Raw genomic sequence first — 23193 nt, forward strand, 5'->3', positions numbered from 1 at the left:
CCCTCGTCATGGCCATTGCATAGAATCCGAGACTCCTAAACGGCAGGAGGGATGCCCGATGCGTCGCGTGGTTTTCAATCAGAAGGGTGGCGTGGGCAAGTCCAGCATCGCCTGCAACCTGGCCGCGGTGAGCGCCGCCGAAGGCTACCGCACACTGCTGGTGGACCTTGATGCGCAAGGCAACTCGACCCATTACCTCACCGGTCTGACCGGCGAGGACGTGCCCATGGGCATCGCCGACTTCTTCAAGCAGACCCTGGCCAGCGGCCCCTTCGCGCGCAAGGGCAAGGTCGACATCTACGAGACCCCGTACGACAACCTCCACGTGGTCACCGCCACCGCCGAGCTGGCCGATCTGCAGCCCAAGCTCGAGGCCAAGCACAAGATCAACAAGCTCCGTAAGTTGCTCGACGAGCTGGCAGAGGACTACGACCGGATCTATCTGGATACGCCGCCAGCGCTGAACTTCTACACGGTTTCTGCGCTGATCGCTGCCGATCGCTGCCTGATTCCCTTCGACTGCGACAGCTTCTCCCGCCAGGCGCTGTACGGCCTGTTGCGCGAGATCGAAGAGCTCAAGGAAGACCACAACGAGGACCTCGAAGTGGAGGGAATCGTGGTCAACCAGTTCCAGCCGCGCGCCAGCCTGCCGCAGCAACTGCTCGACGAACTGGTGGAAGAGGAGCTGCCGGTGCTGCCGGTCTACCTGATGAGCTCGGTGAAGATGCGCGAGTCGCACCAGGAGTGTAAGCCGCTGATCTTCCTCGACCCGCGGCACAAGCTGACCCAGCAGTTCGTCGAACTGCACAACCTGCTCGAGGCCTGAGGCCTCAGGCGCTGACCAGCAGGTCGCAGGGCGGACGGCGCAGGTAGTAGCGCGCCGTGCTGCCCAGCAGGGCCTGTTGCAATGCGGCGCGTCCGCGGCTGCCGAGCACCAGCAGCTGGGGCTGCCAGTCGGCCAGGCTCTGGTCGAGCAGGACGCGGATATTCAGCGAGCTCACCAGGCTCTTGCGATGCGGCAGGGCTTCGCCGACCTGGGCGCATTCGTCCTGCATGAGTTGCTCCAGAAGAGCCTGCTGCTCCTCCAGGCGTTCTTGCACCCGCCTGTTATCCGAACCGGTGTCGTAGGCATGCACGGCCAGCAGTTCGCTGTGCGGCGGCAGCCAGCAGCAGGCCGCGCGCCAGGCGTTGCAGGCGGCCACCGAGAAGTCCAGGGCGCTGAGCACCCGCTGGTAGGGCTGGAGCTGGTCGTCCAGCGCCAGCAGTGCCGGCACTCGGCAGCAGCGCAGGATCTGCTCCAGGGTGGTGCCGTCAAAGTGCTCCACCACCTGGGGATGGTGTGCGCCCGTCACCAGCAAGTCGGCCTGCATTTCTTCGGCGGTGCTGGCGATCACCGTTGCCGGCAACCCTTCGCCGATCAGGAGTTCGCAGCGTTGCAGTCCCGCGGCCTGAGCGCTGTCGCGCAGGGCGGCTTCGGCGGTTTGCCGGGTCCTGCCAAGCAGCTCGGCGGTCGGGGAACTCTTGATGACGTGCAGCAGACAGACTTCGGCGTCGTGCTCGGCGGCCAGTTGCGCGGCGCGGCGCACGGCTACATCGGCCTCCACGCTAAGGTCGTGGGCGACCAGGATGAGCTTGGGCATAGTGGCGTCCTCCACAGGTCAGGACACTTTGGTCCATCCCTGTGAAGGCATCTTGATCCAACGCAAATGACACTGATCAGCGGCTACGCAGCTGATAGACGGCGTGGCTTTCGGCGACCACCACGCCTTGGGTGTCCTTGAGCTGCAGGTCGAGCACGTACTCGGACTTGCCTTTGCTCGCCGCTTCCTCGGCGATGCGCTCTATATCGGCTTCGCTCAGGCGCGCCTCGACCACTACGTCGCTGCTGGCGGGCCTTAGGAAGCGCAGGCTGGCTTCCTTGACGATCGGGTAATAGCTGTGGCTTTCGAAGCAGGTGAGGCGCAGGACGCCTCCGGGGATTTCGGCCAGGGTGAAGAGTGCAGCGGCGTACATGGTTCCGAGGTGGTTCTCGTTGCCCTTGAGGGGCATGCGCAGGCGCACGTGGCCGCGCTCGAGGAGTTCGGCCTTGAGCCCGGTGCGCTTGACGAAGGCGATGTGCTCCTCGGTCAGCTGGCGGACATATTCTTCGGGAAAGTACATGGGCGGCCTCGCTGTGCATGGGGTCAGCGCAAGCCTAGCCGCGCCGTCAATGGCGGCAATGACCGCTTCGCTCAGCCGGGCTGACCGAAGCGATCAGGGCGGTTCAGATGCCCTGGCGCGACAGCCAGTCGAGCAACTGGGGAAGGGGCATTGCGCCGCTCTGCCGCGCGACTTCGCGACCGTCCTTGAACAGGATCAGCGTGGGAATCGAACGGATGCCCAGGCGCCCGGCGAGGTGCTGGTTGGCTTCGCTGTCGAGCTTGGCCAGGCGGCATCTGCCGTTCAGCCGAGCGGCGGCCTGCTCGAAGGTCGGCGCGAACGCCTTGCAGGGTCCGCACCAGTCGGCCCAGACATCCAGCAGCAGCGGCAGGTCGCCCTTGAGTTGCGCGGCGAAGCCGGCGTCGTCGACGGCGAAGGGCGTGCCCGGCAGCACTTCGTTCTTGCAGCGGCCGCAGCGGGGATGGTCGCTCAGGCGTTCGCTCGGCAGGCGGTTGAGGCCGCCGCAGTGTGGGCAGGGAATCAGCAGGGGATCGGTCATGACGCGGCTCCGGATATGGCTTCCCCCTATCTGGAGCCGCGCCCGCCGGATATCAAGCCGCGGCGGCGGCCAGCGCCTGCTCCAGGTCGGCGATGATGTCGTCGCGGTGCTCGATGCCGATCGACAGGCGCACCATGTCACGCGGAACGCCGGCCTTCTCCAGCTCGTCGTCATTGAGCTGGCGGTGGGTGGTGGAGGCCGGGTGGCAGGCCAGCGACTTGGCATCGCCGATGTTCACCAGGCGCACCACCAGCTTGAGCGCATCGATGAAGCGCGCCCCGGCTTCCTGGCCGCCCTGGATGCCGAAGGAGAGGATCGCCGCCGGCTTGCCGCCGGTGTAGCGCTGCGCCAGCGCATGTTCCGGATGATCGGGCAGGCCGGCGTACTTCACCCAGGCCACTTGCGGGTGTTGCTGCAGGTAGTGGGCGACCGCGAGGGCGTTGTCGCAATGGCGCTCCATCCGCAGCGCCAGGGTTTCCAGGCCCTGCAGGATGAGGAAGGCGTTGAATGGCGAGAGCGCCGCGCCGGTGTTGCGCAGCGGCACCACGCGGCAACGGCCGATGAAGGCCGCCGGGCCGAAGGCTTCGGTGTAGGTCACGCCGTGGTAGGACGGGTCCGGCGTGTTGAGCAGCGGGAAGCGCTCCTTGTGCTGCGCCCAGGGGAACTTGCCGGAGTCGACCACGATGCCGCCGATGCTGGTGCCGTGGCCGCCGATGTACTTGGTCAGCGAGTGCACCACGATGTCCGCGCCATGCTCGAAGGGCCGGCAGAGGATGGGCGTGGCGACGGTGTTGTCGACGATCAGCGGCACGCCGTGGCGGTGCGCGGCGTCGGCCAGGGCCTGGAGATCGACGATGTTACCCGCCGGGTTGCCGATGGATTCGCAGAAGACTGCCTTGGTGCGCTCGTCGATCAGCGCTTCCAGCGCAGCGATGTCGTCGTGCGGGGCAAAGCGGGTCTGGATGCCGAAGCGCGGCAGGGTGTGCGCCAGCAGATTGTAGGTACCGCCATAGAGCTTGGCCACCGAGACGATGTTGTCGCCGGCCTCGGCGACGGTCTGGATGGCATAGGTGATGGCGGCCATGCCCGAGGCCACGGCGAGCGCGCCGACCCCGCCTTCCAGCGCCGCGACGCGCTGCTCCAGCACGTCGTTGGTGGGGTTCATGATGCGCGTGTAGATGTTGCCGGCGACCTTGAGGTCGAACAGGTCGGCGCCGTGCTGGGTGTCGTCGAAGGCGTAGGAGGTGGTCTGGTAGATCGGCACGGCCACGGCCTTGGTGGTCGGGTCGGGGCTGTAGCCGGCATGGACGGCCAGGGTTTCCGGTTTCATCGCGCTTGCATCCTTGTGGGCAGAAAGGCCCTGAGGATGCGAGCGGCGCCGCGGCCCGGTCAATGACCGGGAGCAATTGTCGCAGGGCGCCGCCAGATCGATTTCGCCTGAGCTTATAACCGCCTCAGGAGGAACAGCTGATCTCCAGGTGGCGGCCCCAGTCCGGCGGGCGGCGGGTCAGGTGTTCCACGCCCGGCTGCTCCTCGAAGGGCTTGCTCAGCACCTCGTGCAGCTGGCGCACCACCGAGTAGTCGCCCTGTTCGGCAGCTGCAATGGCTTCCTGGGCCAGGTAGTTGCGCAGCACGTACAGCGGATTCACCGCATGCATGCGCGCGCGGCGCTCGTCCTGGTTGCCGCCTTCGCGCGCGGTGCGAGCGAGGTATTCGGCGGCCCAGGCATCGAAGTCGGCGAGGTCGACGAAATCCTCGCGGACCGTGGCCAGCGCCTGTTCCGGCGCCTGCTCGCCGAGGCGGCGGAAGAACAGGCTGTAGTCCACCGCGCCGCTCTGCATCACCTGCAGCAGACGTTGCACGAGTTCGAGGTCGCCTTCCTCGGCCGTGGTCAGGCCGAGGCGGCGGCGCATCAGGTCGAGGTAATGGGCCTGGTACAGCGGCAGGAACAGGCCGAGCGCCTCGCGCAATTCGTCCACCTCGACGAAGGGCGTCAGCGCCTGGCCCAGCGCCGCCAGGTTCCAGTGGGCGATGGGCACCTGGTTGTTGAAGCTGTAGCGCCCGCTGTCGTCGGAGTGGTTGCAGATGTGCTTGGCGTCGAAGTCGTCGAGGAAGGCGTAGGGGCCGTAGTCGAAGGTGATGCCGAGGATCGACATGTTGTCGGTGTTCATCACGCCGTGGCAAAAGCCGTAGGCCTGCCAGTAGGCGATGAGTTCGGCGTTGCGCTCGACCACTTCGCGGAAGAAGGCCGCGTAGGGTTGCGGCTGCTCCAGGCAGGCCGGGAAGTGGTTGGCCAGGACGAAGTCGCCCAGTTCCTTCAGCTTGTCGTGCTGCTGGGTGTAGTAGAAGTACTCGAAATGGCCGAAGCGCACGTGGCTGGGCGCCATGCGCAGCAGCATCGCGGCGTTTTCCTTCTGCTCGCGCCAGACCGGGGTGTCCGAGGCGGTCACGCAGAGCGCACGGCTGCTGGGGATGCCGAGGGCGTACAGGTACTCGCTGGCGAGGAATTCACGGATCGAACTGCGCAGCACGGCGCGGCCGTCGCCCATGCGCGAGTAGGGCGTCTGGCCGGCGCCCTTGAGGTGCAGGTCCCAGTGCTCGCCAGCGGCGTTGATCACTTCGCCCAGTAGCAGGCCGCGGCCATCGCCCAGGCGCGGGTTGTAGGCGCCGAACTGGTGGCCGGAGTAGACCATGGCGCGCGGTTCGGCCTCGGACCACAGCTTGTGCCCGGCGAAGATCTCGGCGAACACCGGCTCCTCGGTCACCGCCGGATCGAGGTCGAGCAACGCCAGGGCGGCGCGGCTGGCGACGACCAAGCGCGGGTTGGCGATGGGATCGGGGAGGACTTCGGTGGAGAAGGCGTCGCCCAGGCGGGCGAAGCGATTGTCGAAGGAGAGTTCGTCGAGGGCTTTCATGCTGACTCCGGTAAGTCCGAGCATTGTGCTCGGACTTGTCCGGAGCCGTCCAGACTCAGGGCTTGCTGCCCGGCAACGGCGGGTCCTGGTCCTTCACCGGTACGCCGGGCAGGGCCAGGGGCAGCTGGGGGATCTTCTGTGCCAGGTGGATTTCCTTGCCTTCGCCGTTCTTCACGTAGACGTCGAGCTGGTTGAAGGCCATCTCCACGCCATTTTCGCGGAAGCTCAGGGCGATGGCGGTGAGCAGTTCGTCCACCGCCGGGTTGCGGTCGCCCAGTTCGCGCACGTGGAAGCGCAGCTCGTAGTCGAAGGTGCTGGCGCTGATCGACAGGAAGTACAGCGACGGCTCCGGATCACGCAGCACGCGCGGGTTGTTGCGTGCGGCCTCGAGCATCAGCTTGCGTGCAAGCGCCAGGTCCGACTCGTAGGCCAGGCCGATCTTGATGGTGACGCGGGTGACGGTGTCGCTCAGCGACCAGTTCACCAACTGCCCGGTGATGAAGGTCTGGTTGGGGACGATGATTTCCTTGCGGTCGAAATCGGTGATGGTGGTGGCGCGGATGCGGATCTTGCTGACCGTGCCGGAGAGGCTGCCGATGGTCACGGTGTCGCCGATCCGCACCGGGCGCTCGAAGAGGATGATCAGGCCGGAGACGAAGTTGGAGAAGATCGCCTGCAGGCCGAAGCCCAGACCGACGGAGAGCGCCGCGACCAGCCACTGCAACTTGTCCCAGCTGACGCCGAGGGTGGACAGCGCGCTGACGATACCGACGCCGCTGATGGCGTAGGAAAGCAGTGTGGTGATGGCGTAGGCGCTGCCTTGTGCCAGGGTCAGGCGTTGCAGCACCAGCACTTCCAGCAGGCCCGGCAGGTTGCGCGCCAGGGCCGTGGTGACTGCCGCGATGACCAGGGCCATGAGCACGTCGCCGAGGCTGATCGGCGAGCTGCTGAGGTTGTCGCCGGTGCCCGTGGTGTATTGGTAGAGCGTCACGTCGTTGAGGTACGAGGCGACGCTGATGAGGTCGGCCCAGATCCAGTACAGCACCGCCACGAAGACGATCAGCAGGCCGAGGCGAATCAGGCGCAGGGACTGTTCGTTGATCTCTTCGATGTTCAGCGTCGGCTCTTCCACCGCTTCGCTGCCATCGGCGTTCTCCTTGGGCGGGTTCTGCCGCTTGCTCAGCGCGCGCTGGTAGGCCAGGCGCCGGGCGGCCACGCTCAGGCCGCGGACGAAGGTGGCCTCGATCACCACCCAGATCATCAGCAGGAACAGGGTGTCGATCAGCCGGTCGCTCAGGCGCAGCGCGGTGTAGTAATAGCCGAAGCAGACCGCGATGAAGAGCAGCACCGGCAGCGCGGTGAAAAGCACGCCGACGATCATCTTGATTGCCGATGGGCGCGAAGTGCTCGGGCTGGCGAAGAGGATTCGCCCGAGCAGGGTGGTCATCACCGCATAGCCGGCGAGCACCACGGCAATGCCGATGACGTCGTCGGCCAGGCTGCCGGGCTGGTGCTCGGCCACGGTGAAGACCGCAACCAGCGCCATGACCACGGCGCCCAGGCGACGGATCATCTTGCTGGCGAAGCGCACCTGCGCCTGGCTCCAGTGGAAGTGCAGCTCGGCGATACCGCCGGGGCTGAGGATGCGGTGGGCGGTGTAGAACACCAGCCAGACTTCGGCCATCTGCAGCAGCGCGGCGCCGAGGGTGGCGTTCTGGCCGCGAGCGTCGAGCACCAGCGCCAGGCCGGCGATGGCCAGTGCCAGGGTGCCAGGCAGGGCCAGCAGTATCACCAGCAGCAGGGCGAGCGGCGTGTGCGCCTGGCCGTCGCGCTTGAAGTGGCCGATGTCGTCGTTCAGCGAGGCCAGCTTGTCGTAGAGGAAGCGACGCTTCCAGAGCAGGCCGGCGATCAGCAGGATCAGCGGCAGGAACAGCAGCGGACGGTCGATCAGGCCTTCACCCACTTCGACCACGGCCGAGCCCCAGGGTACCTGCGCCAGCTGGTTCTGCAGCAGGGTTGGGGTCATCTTGAACCAGGACAGGTCCAGCGGGCGGTTGCTGGGAATCCAGAACATCTGCTCGTCGAGCGTGGCGCGCAGGTTGTCACTGGTGTCCTTGAGCTGCTTCTGGTTGAGCTGCAGGGTGATGGCCTCGTTGAGCAAGGCATTGAGCTCGTGGTTCAGGCGCTCCATCAGCTCGCTGCGGGTGTCCACCAGGTTGCTCAGGTCCTGGCGCAGCTGCGGCGTCACGGTTTCCTGTGGCTGCTGGGCGAGCAGCTTGTCCATGTACATCTGCGGGTTGGCCAGCTCGTCGCGCTTCTGGTTCAGCTCGAACTGGTACAGGCGCAGGTCGGCGATCTCGTCGGCCAGTTCCTGGTCGGTCTTGATCTTGGGCAGCGACTGTTTCTGCTGGTAGAGGACCTTGGACAGCAGCAGGCTGCCGCGCAGCACATTGATCTGCTGGTCGAGGGTCTGGTCGAGTTGGGTCAGGGTGTCGAGCTGCTGCTTGGCCTCCAGGTTGCGCCGGGTCAGATCGTTGAGGCGGTCGGTGGTCCGCAGCAGATAGTCCGAGAAGCGCAGGTTGGTGGCGTTCTCCTGGCTCAGCAGGCTGTCGCTACCGGTGCTCTGGCTGCTGTCCTTGGCCAGCTCGGCGACGGTCTTTTCCGACTGCTGGCGGCGCTTGTCGCTGATCATCGTCTGCAGTTCGAGGGTCTCGTGCTCGGCGCGAGCGATCTGCTCGCTGAGCAGATCGCGGCGACTGTTGGCAAGGTCCTGCAGCAGGTTGTTGCCGGCCAGTTGCTGGCGCAGCAGCTGTATCTGCGCGTTCAGCGAATCCTGCTCGGCGAGCAGTTCGTTGCGGCGCTCCGGCGAGATCGACTTGCCGGTCTCCTTACCCGCCTTGAGGAGGTTGCCGATTTCCAGCACCCGCGACTGGGCATTGCTAATGTCGGCCTGGGCGCGCTCGGGGCGGGTCTGCGCGGTGATGAACTGGCTCTTCGCGTCGAGCAGCTGTTTCTGCCAGTCGGTGAGCTGGGTGGTGCGGTCGTTGAGCAGCAACTCCAGGCGGCTCACGTTCTCCCCGGCGTAGCGCTGGGTCGCAGGCTTGTCCGGGGTTGCCTTCAGGCGCGCCAGATTGCGCTGGTTCTCGATGATCTGTCGGGGCGCGTCGGCCAGGCTGGTTTTCAGTTCGTCCAGCTGCTTCACATTGTCGTCGCGCGTGCCGAGCAGCTTGAGCGTGCGCTCCAGGCTGGCCTTGGCGACCTGCATGTCGGCATCCGGCAGCTTGCGCGCGGCCAGGCCGTCGAGGCTCTGCTGGACGGCATCGGCGGAAGGCGGCTGGTTGGCGTCGGCGTGCACCGGCAGGGTGACGAGGGCTCCTCCCAGGAGGAGGGCGGCGAGCAGATTGCGCAGGGACGAAGGCATGGTCGCGGTCGGTGGTTCTCGAAAAGTTGCAGTGAGCGTAGTGCGCCGCCGGCGGCAGCGGCAAGGTTGGACGATGGGCTGCCGGGCGAGCGGTGGGGCGCTAGAGGAAGAGCCCCGGACCGGGACGACCTTCGGGGAATTTGACCCCCACCTTGCGGATCTTGTTCCCGTCCAGGGCGGCCACGGTCCAGGTCAGGCCGTTCCATTCCACCTGGTCGCCGATGATCGCCTGGCCGCCGATCTCGTGGGCAATGAAGCGGCCCAGCGACTGTTCGCCATCGACACCCACGAGCTTGAGGCCGTAGAGGGAGGCCACCGCCGACAGCTGGGCGTCGCCTTCGAGGACGAAGTCGCCGAAGAAGCGTGCGCTCAGTCCGCGGTCCGGCGCCTGGCTGAACAGCTTGCCAAGGGCCGGCAGGTCATGTTCATGGCCGATCACGCAAAGGATGTCGTCGGCCTCGAGGATGGTGCTACCGGACGGGTGCAGCAGCTGGGTGCCGCGGAACAGCGCGGCGATACGCGTGCCTTCGGGCATCTTCAGCTCGCGCAGGGCGGCGCCGATGCACCACTTTTCCTTGCTCAGGTGGTAGACGAACAGCTCCCACTCGCTGGTCGGGTGCACTTCGAGGCCCGCGCGGGAGATCGGCGCCGGGTCCGGCGGCACGATAACCCGCAGCAGGCGCGCGGCCCAGGGAAGGCTGGTGCCCTGCACGAGCAGCGAGACCAGGACGATGAAGAAGGCCACGTTGAAGAACAGCTGGGCGTTCGGCAGGCCGGCCATCAGCGGGAACACCGCGAGGATGATCGGCACCGCGCCGCGCAGGCCGACCCAGGCGATGAAGGCTTTCTCGCGGCCATGGAAGGCGCGGAACGGGATCAGCCCCAGCAGCACCGAAATTGGGCGGGCGAAGAGAATCATCCACAGGGCCAGGCCAAGCGCCGGCAGGGCGATGGGCAGCAGGTCGTGAGGCGTGATCAGCAAGCCGAGGATGAGGAACATGCCGATCTGCGCCAGCCAGGCCATGCCGTCGAGCATGTGCAGGATGCCGTGGCGCGAGCGGATCGGCCGGTTGCCCAGGACCAGGCCGCAGAGGTAGATGGCGAGGATGCCGCTGCCGTGCACGGTGTTGGCCACGGCGAAGATCAGCAGGCCGCCGCTGATCACCAGCAGCGGGTAGAGGCCGCCGGCCAGGTGCATGCGGTTGATTACCTGCAACAGCAGCCAGCCGCCGCCCAGGCCGAGCACCGAGCCGATGCCGAACTCGCTCAGCAGGTGGCCGGCGAAGGCCCAACTGATCTCGTTCTCGCCGTGGGCGAGCATGTCGATCAGGGTGACGGTGAGGAACACCGCCATCGGGTCGTTGCTGCCGGATTCGATTTCCAGGGTCGCGGTGACCCGCTCGTTGAGACCCTTGCCGCCGAGCAAGGAGAACACCGCCGCAGCATCGGTAGAGCCGACGATGGCGCCGATCAGCAAGCCTTCCATCCAGCTCAGCTTGAACAGCCAGGCGGCGGCCATGCCGGTCAGCCCTGCGGTCACCAGCACGCCGACGGTGGCCAGTGACAGCGCTGGCCAGAGTGCCACGCGGAAGCTCGTTACGCGCGTGCGCAGACCGCCGTCGAGGAGGATCACCGCCAGCGCGAGGTTGCCCACCAGGTAGGCCACGGGATAGTTGGAGAAACCGATGCCGCCGGGGCCGTCGGTGCCGGCGAACATGCCGACGCCGAGGAAGATCACCAGGATCGGGATGCCAAGGCGCGAGGACAGCGAACTGACCAGAATGCTCATGCCGACCAGTACCGCACCGATCAGGAAATAGGTGTTGATCGAAACGGCATCCAAGGTATCGGGCCTCCTGGCAGATAGGGAACGGCAAGGCTATCGGGAAGGATGCAGGCCGCATGCCAAGGGATTCTAACCCGCGGATTTGCAAGGCTGTCAAAGGCTAATTGCGCAAGCCTTCACGAGGCTTTCAGCCCTGCCTTGTAGGCGCAAGCTTGCTCGCGAACGCATGCTGCCGGAGCTCATTCGCGAGAAAGCTCGCTCCTACGGAAGGCTCTGCGGCACGCGAAAATAAAAAAGCCCCGGACGTGACCGGGGCTGAAGAACGCAGGCGGGAACTAGAACCAGCTGTCCCGCATGCTCGAACAGGTGTTGTCGCGGGCCTCGAGCAGCGCCAGCTCGTGGTGGCAGGACGGCACTTCCCAGGTCAGGAAGTAGCGCGCGGCCTGCAGCTTGCCGCGGTAGAAGTCCTCGTCGGCGGCGTTGCCGCGCGCCAGGCCTTCTTCGGCGCGGATCGCCTGTTCCAGCCAGCGCCAGCCGATCACCATGTGGCCGAATACCTTGAGGTACAGCGCCGAGTTGGCCAGGCTTTGGGCGACCTTGCCTTGCATCAGGTCGCCGAGCAGCGCCAGCGTCACTTCGGAGAGGCGCGCCAGCAGTTGCTCCAGCGGCTGGCGCAGGGCGTCGAGGCTCGGGTAGCCACGGGCGCGCTCGCAGGCCTGGTGGATCAGCCGGGTCAGCTGCTTGAGGCCGGCGCCGTTGTTCTGTGCAAGCTTGCGGCCGAGCAGGTCGAGCGACTGGATGCCGTGGGTGCCTTCGTGGATCGGGTTCAGGCGGTTGTCGCGGTAGTACTGCTCCACCGGGTATTCGCGGGTGTAGCCGTGGCCGCCGAGGATCTGGATGGCCAGCTCGTTAGCCTTCAGGCAGAACTCCGAGGGCCAGGATTTGACGATCGGGGTGAGCAGGTCGAGCAGCTCGTGCGCCTGCTTGCGCTCATCCTCGGTCGGCAGGGTCTCGCAGTCGTCGACCAGGCGCGAGGCGTACAGGCCGAGGTCGAAGGCGCCTTCGACGTAGGCCTTCTGGGTCAGCAGCATGCGTTTGACGTCGGCGTGCTCGATGATCGAGACCTGCGCCGAAGTCGGGTCCTTGGCGTCCACCGGGCGGCCCTGCGGACGCTCGCGGGCGTATTCCAGCGAATACAGGTAGCCGGCGTAGCCGAGCATGATCGCGCCCATGCCGACGCCGATGCGCGCCTCGTTCATCATCTGGAACATGTAGGCCAGGCCGTGGTGCGGCTTGCCCACCAGATAGCCGACGCAGTCGCCGTTATCGCCGAAGTTCAGCGCGGTGGAGGTGGTGCCGCGCCAGCCCATCTTGTGGAACAGGCCGGCCAGGGTCACGTCGTTGCGCTTGCCCAGGGAGCCGTCGGCATTGACCAGGAACTTCGGCACGATGAACAGCGAGATGCCCTTCACCCCGGCCGGTGCGTCCGGCAGCTTGGCCAGGACCATGTGCACGATGTTTTCCGACAGCGGGTGGTCGCCACCGGAAATGAAGATCTTGTTGCCCTTGATCCGGTAGCTGCCGTCCGCGTGCGGTTCGGCGCGGGTGCGGATGTCGGCCAGCGACGAGCCGGCGTGCGGCTCGGTCAGCGCCATGGTGCCGAAGAAGCGACCTTCGATCATCGGCTCGAGGAACAGACGCTTCTGCTCGTCATTGCCGAAGGACTCGATCAGGTGGCTGGAGCCCATGCTCAGCATCGGGTAGGACGAGGTGGCGATGTTGGCCGACTGGAAGTGCGCGAAGCAGGCGCGCGACAGCAGGTGCGGCAGCTGCATGCCGCCTTGCTCGAAGCTGCGCGAGGCGTTGTGGAAACCGGCCTCGTTGAAGGCGTCGACCGCCGGCTTGACCTCGGGGATGAGCACCGCGGCGCCGTCGACGTACTGCGGTTCGTGCTCGTCGTTCTTGCGGTTGTGCGGGGCGAAGAGCTCTTCGGCGATGCCGCGCGCGGTGGAAATGGCCGCGTCGAAGGTCTCGCGGTTGTGCTCGGCGAAGCGCTCGCGCTGGGTCAGGGCTTCGGCGTCGAGCACTTCGTAGAGCTCGAAGGCGAGGTTGCGGGAGCTGAGCAGGGTCTCGGACATGGTCGGCCTCCAGATGGGTGACAGCAGTCTAATCTGGTGAATTAAGGGCGCCCACTAACATCCATGAGCGTGATAGAGGCCCAAAACATCGCCCATGCACTAAAATGCCCTCCCCCAAGGAGCCTGCCGTTCATGAACTACCGTCACGCCTTCCACGCCGGCAACCATGCCGATGTCTTCAAGCACATCGTCCTTTCGCGGATCTTCGCCCTGATGGCGCGCAAGGACACGCCCTTTGCCTTCCTCGACAGCCACTCGGGCATCGGCCTGTACGACCTGCTGGGCGACGAGGCCAGCCGCACCGGCGAGTGGGAGCAGGGCATCGGCCGCCTGTGGCAGCGCGACGACCTGCCGGAGCTGACCGCCGATTACATGGCGCTGGTGCAGGCGATGAACCCGGATGGCGAACTGCAGTACTACCCCGGCTCTCCCGAGCTGGCGCGGCGGCTGACCCGTTCCCAGGACCGTGTGCACCTGAACGAGCTGCACCCAGAGGACGGTCGCCTGCTCAAGGCCAACATGGGCGGCGAGCGGCGAATCGCCGTGCACCAGAACGACGGCTGGTTGCTGCCGCGAGCGCTGCTGCCGGTGGCGGAAAAGCGTGCAGTGCTGCTGATCGACCCGCCGTTCGAGCAGGCCGATGAGCTGGAGCGCTGCATTACCGCCCTGGGCGAAGCCATCGCCCGGATGCGCCAGACGGTGGTGGTGATCTGGTATCCGATCAAGGACGAGCGCCAGCTCAAGCGCTTCTACCAGGGGCTGGAGCGCAGCAACGCGCCCAAGCTGCTGCGCGCCGAACTGCTGGTGCATCCTTCGGACACTGCCGACCGCCTCAACGGCTCGGGCCTGGCCATCGTCAACCCGCCGTGGCCGCTGGAGGACGAACTGCGCGAGCTGCTGCCGTGGCTGGCGCAGGTGCTGGCGCAGAGCGAAGGCAGTTGGCGCCTGGACTGGCTGGTGGCCGAGGGCGCCTGAGGCCCGCAATCCCTGTAGGAGCGAGCTTGCTCGCGAACGCTTTCCGGGGCACACGCATCAAGCGGATTCGCGTGCAAGCTCTCCTGCTGCGACTTCAAAGCGCCGTCCAGGTCTCGAAGACTTCTTCCCGCGCGATCAGCCCATCGCGCATGCGGAAGTGATGCACCAGCCGCAGCTCGGCGCGGCTGCCCACCGGAAGCGGACAGTTGTCGATGCCCTCGGCGGTGATTCGCAGGCGCACGCGCATGTCATCCACCACCCTGTCCTCGGTAGCGAAGCGGTCCAGCGGTTCCAGCTCGATCTCGCCCATGGCGCCGAACAGTCGCAGGTACATGATGCGGATGGCCGACTTGCCATGCAGTTCGATGCCGCGGCCGGGGATGCTCAGCACTATGTCGTCGGTATATAGGTCGAGCACTGCATCGACATCGCGGGCTTCGTCGCGGATATGCCGATCCACGACTTCGAGGTTGCGGGTGATCGAGCTCATAGCTATCTCCTGGAACAAAGTCAGTTTGTCTGTCTAAAATAGACAGGTAAACTGACTTTGTTCAAGCTGAGCCGATGAACAGTCCTCTCGTCGATCCGAATCGAAAATCCCTGGGTGTGCTGCTGCGCTATCCCTACGAACTGCTTGCCGACTGGCTCTATGGCCGCCTGGGCGAGGAGTTTCCTGGCGTGCGCCTGCCGCACAGTGCTGTGCTGCGCGGTCTGGAAAGCGGCGGCAGTCGAGTGGTCGATCTCGCGGCGCGCGCCGGCATGACCAAGCAGAGCATGGCCTATCTGGTGGAGCAGTTATGCGAGCTGGGTTACCTGCGTGTCGCCGCCGACCCCAACGACGGCCGGGCCAAGCGGGTACAGCTGACGGCAAGCGGGGAACGCCTTTACGCAAGGGCGCTGGAGTTGTCCGCGCAGGCAGAGGAGGGGCTGGCCGTAACCTTGGGGGAGGCGGATGCGCACGAGCTGCGGCGCATCCTCGAACGTCTCCACGGGCGTTGGAGTCCGCGCTAGATGCTTTGCGCTGGAGCGATGCTTTCCGGCGAGCCGCGTCGAGCGGATCGCAGAATGCAAGAAGCCCCGGCGGTGCCGGGGCTTCTGCGTTATGCGGTGATGACCTTTGCAGGTCCTGGCGCCAGGGCGCGTCTACCTCACGCCGGCAGGCAAACCCCGGTGCCACCCAGGCCGCAGTAGCCGTTGGGGTTCTTCGCCAGGTACTGCTGGTGGTAGGCCTCGGCGTAGTAGAACGGCGGCACCTCGCGGATTTCCGTGGTGATCTCGCCGTAGCCGTTGGCGCTCAGTTCCTTCTGGAAGGCCGCACGGCTGGCTTCCACCACGGCTTTCTGCGCCTGGTTGGTCCAGTAGATGGCCGAGCGGTACTGGGTGCCGGTGTCGTTGCCCTGGCGCATGCCCTGGGTCGGGTCGTGGGATTCCCAGAACACCTTGAGCAGCTTCTCCAGGCTGGTCTGCTGCGGGTCGAAGACCACCACCACGACTTCGGTGTGGCCGGTCAGGCCGGAGCAGACTTCGTCGTAGGTCGGGTTCGGGGTCAGGCCGCCGGCGTAGCCGACCGCGGTGACCCACACGCCCGGCTGCTGCCAGAAGCGCCGCTCTGCTCCCCAGAAACAGCCCAGTCCTAGAACGATCTGCTGCAGGCCGGCCGGGTACGGCGGGCACAGGGTGTGGCCGTTGACGTAGTGGGTCTCGGGCACCGGCATAGGCGTCTCTCGGCCGGGCAGGGCCTGGGCTTGGCTGGGCAGTTCGTGCTTGTGGACGAGAATCTGGGAACGCAGGGTCATGGCATTCGTCTCCTCTGGCTGGGATGCGGATAGACGCGCGTAGACCCCGGAGATTACAGATTTTGCCTAGGGCGTGGGATTTTTCAGTCGCTGCGGCAGGGATAGCGTTGCAGGCTGGCGGACAGCTCGGCGCTGGGGATGGGTTTGTCGAACAGGTAGCCCTGGCCGATATCGCAGCGGTTGCGCCGCAGGAAAGCCAGCTGCGCCGCGGTCTCCACGCCTTCGGCGACCACTTGCAGCTTGAGGTTGTGGGCCATGGCGATCACCGCCGAGGTGATTTCCATGTCGTCCTGGTTGTCCGGGATGTCCTTGATGAAGCTGCGATCGATCTTGATCACGTCGATGGGGAATTTCTTCAGGTAGCTCAGCGACGAATAGCCGGTACCGAAGTCGTCCATGGCCAGTGTCAGGCCGAGCTGCTTGAGGCGTTCCAACTGCTGCTTGGTGTCGGCGGTGGCGTCGAGCAGCAGGCTTTCGGTGAGTTCCAGCTCCAGGCGTCCGGCCGGTACCTGTTCCTCGTGGAGGATCGCGGCGATCGAGCCGACCAGGTCGGGGTCGCTGAACTGCTTGGGCGACAGGTTGATCGCGATGTTCAGCGGTCCCAGGCCCTTTTCCATCAACTCGCGGCCCTGGCGGCAGGCCTCGCGGATCACCCACTTGCCGATGGGGATGATCAGCCCGGTTTCCTCGGCCACGCTGATGAACTGGTCAGGGCGGATCATGCCGCGCTCCGGGTGCTCCCAGCGCAGCAGGGCTTCCAGGCCGAGCAGCTGGCCGCTGCGCAGGCACAGTTTGGGCTGGTAGTGCACTGCCAGTTCGTTATGCACCAGCGCGCGGCGCAGGTTGCTCTCGACGAACAGCTTGTGGCTGGCCTCGGCGGTCATTGCCTCGGTGAAGGTCTGCAGCTGGTGCTTGCCGTTGGCCTTGGCCTTGTGCAGCGCGAGGCCGGCGTTCTTCATCAGCGTCTGTGGGTCCTGGCCGTGCTGCGGCGCATAGGCCAGCCCGACCGAACCGGTGATGTTGATGAGTTGGTTGTCGACGAACAGCGGCTTGTCGAGCACGTCGAGGATCTGCGCGGCCACCCGCTCGCCACGGCCGGCGCTGGACTCCTCGAGCAGCACGGCGAACTCGTTGCTGGCGAAGCGCGCCAGCGTCGTGCCGTCGGAAAGACTGCTGCGCAGACGCCGCGCCAGGCTGGCGAGCAGCTTGTCGCCGGTCTGGTGGCCAAGGCTGTCGTTGATCCGCTTGAAATTGTCGATGTCCACCAGCAGCAGGCTCAGCGGTGTCTGGCTGCCGGCGTGCAGGCGTTCTTCGAGGACATTGATGAAGTAGTGCCGGTTGGCCAGCCCGGTGAGGTTGTCGCGGTAGGCGAGCTTCTCGATGTGCTGCTGGGCCAGCTTGCTCTGGGTGATGTCTTCGTAGATGCCGATGTAGTGGGTCAACTCGCCGTCGTCGGCGTAGACCTTGGACAGCGACAGCTGGCCCCAGTAAGGCTCGAGGTTCTTGCGCCGGCTGCGGAATTCGCCTTGCCAGCTGTTCTGCGCGAGCAGCGCGGAGCTGGCGTCGAACAGCAGGTCGCTGAGGTTGGCCAGGGCCGGCACTTCGGACAGGCGGCGGCCGCGCACTTCGTCGGCGCCGTACTGGGTGATGGCGGTGAAGCTCGGGTTGACGTATTCGATCACGCCTTCGCGTTCGATCAGCAGGAAGGCGCTGGCGCTCTGCTCTACCGCGCGCTGGAACAGGTGCAGGGCGCTGGAGGCACTGCGCCGCTCGTGGTTCATCACCACCTGGGCGTACTGGTCGGCCAGCTCGCCGGCGAAGGCGACTTCGTCGCTCTGCCACAGGCGCACTTCGCCTATGTGCTCCAGGCAGAGCACGCCGACCACCTCGCCGCCGACCCGGATGGTCGCGTCGAGCATCGCGCTGATGCCTTGCGCGCGCAGGTAATGCTCGGCGAGCTCGCGGGTACGCGGGTCCTGCAGGACGTTGTGTGCGTCAATTGCACGACCGCTGTTGATGGCTTCGAGGTAGTTCGGGAAGCGGCTGGCGTCGAAGCTGCGCGGCAATTCGAACTGGTCGATGTCGCGGCGGTAGATGGCGATCGGCTCGAGGACGTTGTCCTTGGTCAGTCGCCAGATGCCGGCGCGGGCCACTTCGTAGGCCTCGCTGGCGGCCTGGGCGATCAACTGCGCGGCTTCCAGTAGCGGGTCGTCGGACTGGTAGCGATGGCGCGCCAGACGCACGATTAGGTTCTGCTGGGCGCGTGAGCGCACCAGGTGCTGCAGGTGTTCGTCCTGGGAGCGCTGGTACATCTCCAGGGACATCTTCAGGCGGATGTTCTGCTCTTCCAGTTCGCCTGGTGCGGCTTGCTCTGCGGAGGAGTCGTCATGCACGAGATAGCCCTGCAGCAACTGGCGGCCGCGCTGCTGCACGGCCTCGCCGATCTCCAGCAGGCTGAGCGCGCCACGGGGCGTGTGCAGGCTGTAGCGCACCTGGTAGCGGCCGTTCTGCAGTAGCTGCTGCTGGATCTGCTCGTGCAGGCGGTGGCGCGCTTCCGGCTCCATCAGGCTGGCATAGGGCGAATCGAGCAGGCTGCAAAGATCGGCGGCGGCGACTCCGAGGCTGCGTTCGCAGGCGGCGTCGAGGTACAGGAGTGTCCAGCTCGGCTCGTTCAACCGCTCGAAGCGCAACAACCCCAGCCGCGAAGGGACGGGGAGCTGCGTGACAGCCTCGACCGCCGGACGGTTGGCGGGATCGGGATGACTCTTCATGCTCGGCGGTTTTTCCAGTTCTGGGCGAGGTGCTTTGCCTCGGCCGACTTCTGATGGCTCAGGCAAGGGTGCATGATGCAGAAATGTCTGACAAGCAAAGCCTTTATCGGCGCGGTCGGGCATCGATTGAGGAAAAGGCTGACCGTTGATCGGAGGATGCCACGGATACTGGCGGTTTGCCATGAAGTGCGCGGTGGTAGAGCGGCGGGCAAAAAGAAGCCCCGTCATCCGGCGGGGCTGGAGAGAACGAGCGTGGCGTGCTCGTTGGTAAAAACGAATCGGCCCCCGAATGGGGGCCGATGCATTTACAGCAGCAGGGTGCGGATATCGGCGAGCACATCGCCCAGGCGCTTGGTGAAGCGCGCGGCGGCGGCGCCGTTGATCACCCGGTGGTCGTAGGACAGCGACAGCGGCAGCATCAGGCGCGGCTGGAAGGCCTTGCCGTCCCACACCGGCTGCATGGTCGCCTTGGACACACCGAGGATCGCCACTTCCGGCGCGTTGACGATCGGCGTGAAGCCGGTGCCGCCAATGTGGCCGAGGCTGGAAATGGTGAAGCAGGCGCCCTGCATGGCGTCGGCCGAGAGCTTCTTGGTGCGCGCCTTTTCCGCGAGTTCCGCGGCTTCGGCGGCCAGTTGCAGCAGGCTCTTCTGGTCGACGTTGCGGATCACCGGCACCAGCAGGCCGTCCGGGGTGTCTACGGCGAAGCCGATGTGCACGTACTTCTTGCGGATCAGCGCCTTGCCGCTGGGGGCGAGGGAGCTGTTGAAGTCCGGCAGTTCCTTGAGCAGGTGCGCACAGGCTTTGAGCAGGATCGGCAGTACGGTCAGCTTGACCCCGGCCTTCTCCGCGGCGGCTTTCTGCGCGATGCGGAAGGCTTCCATGTCGGTGATGTCGGACTGGTCGAACTGGGTCACGTGCGGCACGTTCAGCCAGCTGCGATGCAGGTTGGCGGCGCCGACCTGCATCAGGCGGGTCATCGCCACTTCTTCCACTTCGCCGAACTTGCTGAAGTCGACTTCCGGAATCGGCGGAATGCCCGCGCCACCGGTAGCGCCCACTGCGCCGGCCGGAGCCGACTTGGCGCGCTGCAGTTGTTCTTTGACGAACAGCTGCACGTCTTCCTTGAGGATGCGGCCTTTCGGACCGGTCGCCTTCACGTCGGACAGCTCGACGCCGAACTCGCGGGCGAGCATGCGCACGGCAGGGCCTGCATGCACCTTGGCGCCGTCACGGCTGGGGGCGCCGACCGGGGCCGGGCCTTCGTCCTTGACCGGAGCCGGTGCGGCGGCCGGAGCGGCTGCAACCGGAGCTGCCGCCGGTGCCGGAGCGGCAGCCGGTTGCTCGGCGGCGGCCGGAGCAGCAGCGCCTGCGACCTTGAGCTTGAGGATCAGGTCGCCGGTGCCGACTTCGTCACCGATCTTGATCGAAACGCTTTCCACCACGCCGGCAGCCGGCGAGGGGATTTCCATGCTGGCCTTGTCCGATTCCAGGGTGATCAGCGACTGGTCGGCTTCGACCGTGTCGCCGGCTTTCACCATGACTTCGATGACGTTCGCCTTGCCTGCCGAGCCGATGTCCGGGACGTGGATGTCCTGGACGCTGGCGGCAGCGGCCGGCGCCGCCGGAGCGGCAACCGGAGCTGCGGCCGGCGCGGGCGCCGCTGCAGCAGGGGCTTCGGTCTTGGCTGCCGGGGCCTCGGGGGCAGCGGCGCCGCCCTCGACTTCCAGCTCGAGAATCTCGTCGCCTTCCTTGAGGGTGTCGCCCACCTTGACCTTCAGGCTCTTCACCACGCCGGCTTTCGGCGAGGGGATTTCCATGCTGGCCTTGTCCGACTCCAGGGTCAGCAGGCTCTGATCGGCCTCGACCTTGTCGCCGACCTTGACCAGCAGTTCGATCACTTCACCCTGACCGTTGCCGATGTCGGGTACACGAATCAGTTCGCTCATCGTGCCTCTCCTCAGCAGTCCAGCGGGTTGCGTTTTTCGGGGTTGATGCCGAACTTGGCGATGGCCTCGGCCACCACTTTCGGTTCGATGTCACCACGGTCGGCCAGGGCTTCCAGCGCGGCCAGGACCACCCAGTGGCGGTCGACTTCGAAGAAGTCGCGCAGCTTGCGACGGCTGTCGCTGCGGCCGAAGCCGTCGGTGCCCAGGACCTTGTATTCCTTGCTCGGAACCCACTGGCGGATCTGCTCGGCGTACAGCTTCATGTAGTCGGTGGAGGCGATGACCGGGCCCTTGCGGCCGCCCAGGCATTCTTCCACGTAGCTCTGCTTGGGCTTCTGGCCCGGGTGCAGGCGGTTCCAGCGCTCCACGGCCAGGCCGTCGCGACGCAGTTCGTTGAAGCTCGGTACGGACCAGACGTCGGCGCCGATGCCGAAGTCCTCGCGGAGGATCTTCGCCGCCGCTTCCACTTCGCGCAGGATGGTGCCGGAGCCCAGCAGCTGCACGTGGTGAGCGGCTTCCTTCTTGTCCTCCTCGAGGAGGTACATGCCCTTGATGATGCCTTCCTCTACGCCCTTCGGCATGGCCGGCTGGACGTAGTTCTCGTTCATCACGGTGATGTAATAGAAGATGTCCTGCTGCTCTTCGATCATCTGGCGCGAGCCTTCGCGGATGATCACCGCCAGCTCGTAGGCGTAGGTCGGATCGTAGGTGCGGCAGTTCGGGATGGTCGCCGCCAGCAGGTGGCTGTGACCGTCTTCGTGCTGCAGGCCTTCACCGTTCAGGGTGGTACGGCCGGCGGTGCCGCCGATCAGGAAGCCGTGCGCGCGGCTGTCGCCGGCAGCCCAGGCCAGGTCGCCGATACGCTGGAAGCCGAACATCGAATAGAAGATGTAGAACGGCAGCATCGGCTGGTTGTGCGTGGAGTACGAGGTGCCCGCGGCGATCCAGCTGGACATGGCGCCGGCTTCGTTGATGCCTTCCTCGAGGATCTGACCTTTCTTGTCCTCGCGGTAGAACATCACCTGGTCTTTATCGACCGGTTCGTACAGCTGGCCCACCGAGGAATAGATCCCGAGCTGGCGGAACATGCCTTCCATGCCGAAGGTGCGGGCTTCGTCAGGCACGATCGGCACGATGCGCGGGCCGAGGTCCTTGTCCTTGACCAGCTGCGAGATGATCCGCACGAAGGCCATGGTGGTGGAGATTTCGCGGTCGCCCGAGCCGTCGAGTATGGCTTTCAGGGTTTCCAGCGGGGGAACCGGAACCTGGAAGCTCTTCTCGCGACGCACCGGCATCACGCCGCCCAGCGCGGCACGGCGGGAAGCCAGGTACTTGGCTTCGGCGCTGCCTTCTTCGGGGCGGTAGAACGGCAGGTTTTCCAGGTCGGCATCCTTGATCGGGATGTCGAACTTGTCGCGGAACGACTTCAGCGACTCGACGTCGACCTTCTTGACGTTGTGCGCGATGTTCTTCGCTTCGCCCGAACCGGTGCCGTAGCCCTTGATGGTCTTGGCCAGGATGACGGTCGGCTGGCCCTTGTGGTTGACCGCCTGGTGGTAGGCCGCATAGACCTTGTAGGGGTCGTGGCCGCCACGGTTGAGCTTCCAGATTTCCTCGTCGGAGAGGTCCTTGACCATCTCCAGCAGCTCCGGACGGGCACCGAAGAAGTGCTCACGCACGTAGGCGCCGTCTTTGGCCTTGTAGTTCTGGTACTCGCCGTCGATGACTTCGTCCATGCGCGCTTGCAGCAGGCCGGCGGTGTCCTTGGCGAACAGCGGGTCCCAGAAGCGGCCCCAGACCACCTTGTTGACGTTCCACTCGGCGCCACGGAACACGCCTTCGAGTTCCTGGATGATCTTGCCGTTGCCGCGAACCGGGCCGTCGAGGCGCTGCAGGTTGCAGTTGATGACGAAGATCAGGTTGTCCAGCTTCTCGCGGCCGGCCAGGGAGATCGCGCCCAGGGATTCCGGCTCGTCGCACTCGCCGTCGCCCATGAAGCACCAGACCTTCTGCTTGCCGGCGGGGATGAAGCCGCGGCTTTCCAGGTACTTCATGAAGCGCGCCTGGTAGATCGCCTGGATCGGGCCCAGCCCCATGGAAACGGTCGGGAACTGCCAGAAGTCCGGCATCAGCCAGGGGTGCGGGTAGGAGGACAGGCCGTTGCCGTCCACTTCCTGGCGGAAGTTGTTCAGCTGGTCTTCGCTGATGCGGCCTTCGAGGAAGGCGCGGGCATAGACGCCGGGGGAGGCGTGGCCCTGGAAGAACACCAGGTCGCCGCCGTGTTCGTCGGTCGGGGCCTGGAAGAAATAGTTGAAGCCAACGTCGTACAGGGTCGCCGAGGAGGCGAAGGACGAGATGTGGCCGCCCAGGTCCGGGTCGTTCTTGTTCGCCTTCATCACCATGGCCAGCGCGTTCCAGCGCACCAGCGAGCGAATGCGGCGTTCCATGAACAGGTCGCCGGGCATGCGTGCTTCGTGGGTGACCGGGATGGTGTTGCGATACGGCGTGGTGATGGCGTAAGGCAGCTGGGTGCCGGAGCGGCTGGCCAGCTCGCCCATGCGGGTCATCAGGTAGTGAGCGCGGTCCTCGCCTTCACGGTCGAGCACGGACTCCAGGGCGTCCAGCCACTCCTGGGTTTCGATGGGATCGAGGTCTTGCATGGCTTGCTCCAGGGCGGAAAGGCTTCCAGAATCGAAAGCCAGTGATCGTTGCCGATAGCGGCGCCGGCTTCGTGGGCGGCGCGG

At 65.8% G+C, this 23193-nt stretch carries 16 protein-coding genes; 3 read left to right on the forward strand and 13 right to left on the reverse strand.

Annotated features, from left to right (window positions below; genetic code table 11):
- Positions 1–58 precede the first annotated feature (58 nt).
- A complete protein-coding gene (locus tag ACA097_RS14905) occupies positions 59–826 on the forward strand; it encodes a ParA family protein (RefSeq protein ID WP_043255899.1) in 768 nt (255 codons plus the stop codon).
- A 4-nt stretch (positions 827–830) separates the two neighbouring features.
- Here ACA097_RS14905 and ACA097_RS14910 read toward each other — a convergent pair whose 3' ends face one another.
- The 8 genes from ACA097_RS14910 to ACA097_RS14945 all read right to left on the reverse strand — a co-directional run bounded on the left by ACA097_RS14910 (position 831) and on the right by ACA097_RS14945 (position 12958).
- Positions 831–1640 (reverse strand): universal stress protein, encoded by an 810-nt coding sequence (locus tag ACA097_RS14910; RefSeq protein WP_043255897.1) that lies wholly within the window; start codon positions 1638–1640, stop codon positions 831–833.
- Positions 1641–1716: 76 nt separating this feature from the next.
- Positions 1717–2160: a YiiD C-terminal domain-containing protein gene (locus ACA097_RS14915; protein ID WP_371364188.1), complete on the reverse strand. Its 444-nt coding sequence runs from the start codon at positions 2158–2160 to the stop codon at positions 1717–1719.
- 103 nt (positions 2161–2263) lie between these two features.
- Entirely contained in the window at positions 2264–2698 is a 435-nt protein-coding gene (gene trxC, locus ACA097_RS14920; protein ID WP_371364190.1) for a thioredoxin TrxC, read from the reverse strand.
- Between the two features lie 52 nt (positions 2699–2750).
- Complete coding sequence (locus ACA097_RS14925) at positions 2751–4028, reverse strand: bifunctional O-acetylhomoserine aminocarboxypropyltransferase/cysteine synthase (RefSeq protein ID WP_371364192.1); 1278 nt, start codon at positions 4026–4028, stop codon at positions 2751–2753.
- 124 nt (positions 4029–4152) lie between these two features.
- Positions 4153–5613: a protein adenylyltransferase SelO gene (gene selO / locus ACA097_RS14930; protein WP_371364194.1), complete on the reverse strand. Its 1461-nt coding sequence runs from the start codon at positions 5611–5613 to the stop codon at positions 4153–4155.
- Between the two features lie 55 nt (positions 5614–5668).
- Positions 5669–9034, reverse strand: coding sequence for a mechanosensitive channel MscK (mscK, locus tag ACA097_RS14935; protein WP_371364196.1), 3366 nt, complete (start codon positions 9032–9034; stop codon positions 5669–5671).
- A gap of 100 nt (positions 9035–9134) precedes the next feature.
- Positions 9135–10877 (reverse strand): potassium/proton antiporter, encoded by a 1743-nt coding sequence (locus ACA097_RS14940; protein WP_371364198.1) that lies wholly within the window; start codon positions 10875–10877, stop codon positions 9135–9137.
- Between the two features lie 278 nt (positions 10878–11155).
- Positions 11156–12958, reverse strand: a complete 1803-nt coding sequence (locus ACA097_RS14945; protein ID WP_371364200.1) for an acyl-CoA dehydrogenase — start codon at positions 12956–12958, stop codon at positions 11156–11158.
- A gap of 132 nt (positions 12959–13090) precedes the next feature.
- On the opposite strand from ACA097_RS14945, the gene ACA097_RS14950 reads away from it, so the two are divergent.
- The gene (locus ACA097_RS14950) at positions 13091–13933 is read left to right on the forward strand and encodes a 23S rRNA (adenine(2030)-N(6))-methyltransferase RlmJ (protein WP_371364202.1); all 843 of its coding nucleotides are present in this window, start codon (positions 13091–13093) and stop codon (positions 13931–13933) included.
- Between the two features lie 94 nt (positions 13934–14027).
- On the opposite strand, the gene ACA097_RS14955 is transcribed toward ACA097_RS14950, so the two are convergent.
- Positions 14028–14423 (reverse strand): nuclear transport factor 2 family protein, encoded by a 396-nt coding sequence (locus tag ACA097_RS14955; protein ID WP_043255882.1) that lies wholly within the window; start codon positions 14421–14423, stop codon positions 14028–14030.
- A 74-nt stretch (positions 14424–14497) separates the two neighbouring features.
- On the opposite strand from ACA097_RS14955, the gene ACA097_RS14960 reads away from it, so the two are divergent.
- Positions 14498–14944 (forward strand): MarR family winged helix-turn-helix transcriptional regulator, encoded by a 447-nt coding sequence (locus tag ACA097_RS14960; RefSeq protein WP_043255880.1) that lies wholly within the window; start codon positions 14498–14500, stop codon positions 14942–14944.
- 137 nt (positions 14945–15081) lie between these two features.
- Here ACA097_RS14960 and msrA read toward each other — a convergent pair whose 3' ends face one another.
- From msrA to aceE, 4 genes are all read right to left on the reverse strand, one after another.
- Positions 15082–15729, reverse strand: coding sequence for a peptide-methionine (S)-S-oxide reductase MsrA (msrA, locus tag ACA097_RS14965; protein ID WP_043255878.1), 648 nt, complete (start codon positions 15727–15729; stop codon positions 15082–15084).
- 83 nt (positions 15730–15812) lie between these two features.
- Positions 15813–18500 carry a bifunctional diguanylate cyclase/phosphodiesterase gene (locus tag ACA097_RS14970; protein WP_043255876.1) on the reverse strand — a complete coding sequence of 896 codons (2688 nt, stop codon included), beginning with the start codon at positions 18498–18500 and terminating at the stop codon, positions 15813–15815.
- Between the two features lie 305 nt (positions 18501–18805).
- Positions 18806–20449, reverse strand: coding sequence for a dihydrolipoyllysine-residue acetyltransferase (gene aceF / locus ACA097_RS14975; protein WP_371364205.1), 1644 nt, complete (start codon positions 20447–20449; stop codon positions 18806–18808).
- Between the two features lie 11 nt (positions 20450–20460).
- On the reverse strand, positions 20461–23109 hold the full coding sequence (aceE, locus tag ACA097_RS14980; protein ID WP_160288607.1) for a pyruvate dehydrogenase (acetyl-transferring), homodimeric type: 2649 nt from the start codon (positions 23107–23109) through the stop codon (positions 20461–20463).
- Positions 23110–23193: the final 84 nt, after the last annotated feature.

The sequence above is a fragment of the Pseudomonas sp. QL9 genome, assembly GCF_041409665.1.
Classification (GTDB): Bacteria; Pseudomonadota; Gammaproteobacteria; order Pseudomonadales; family Pseudomonadaceae; genus Pseudomonas; species Pseudomonas knackmussii.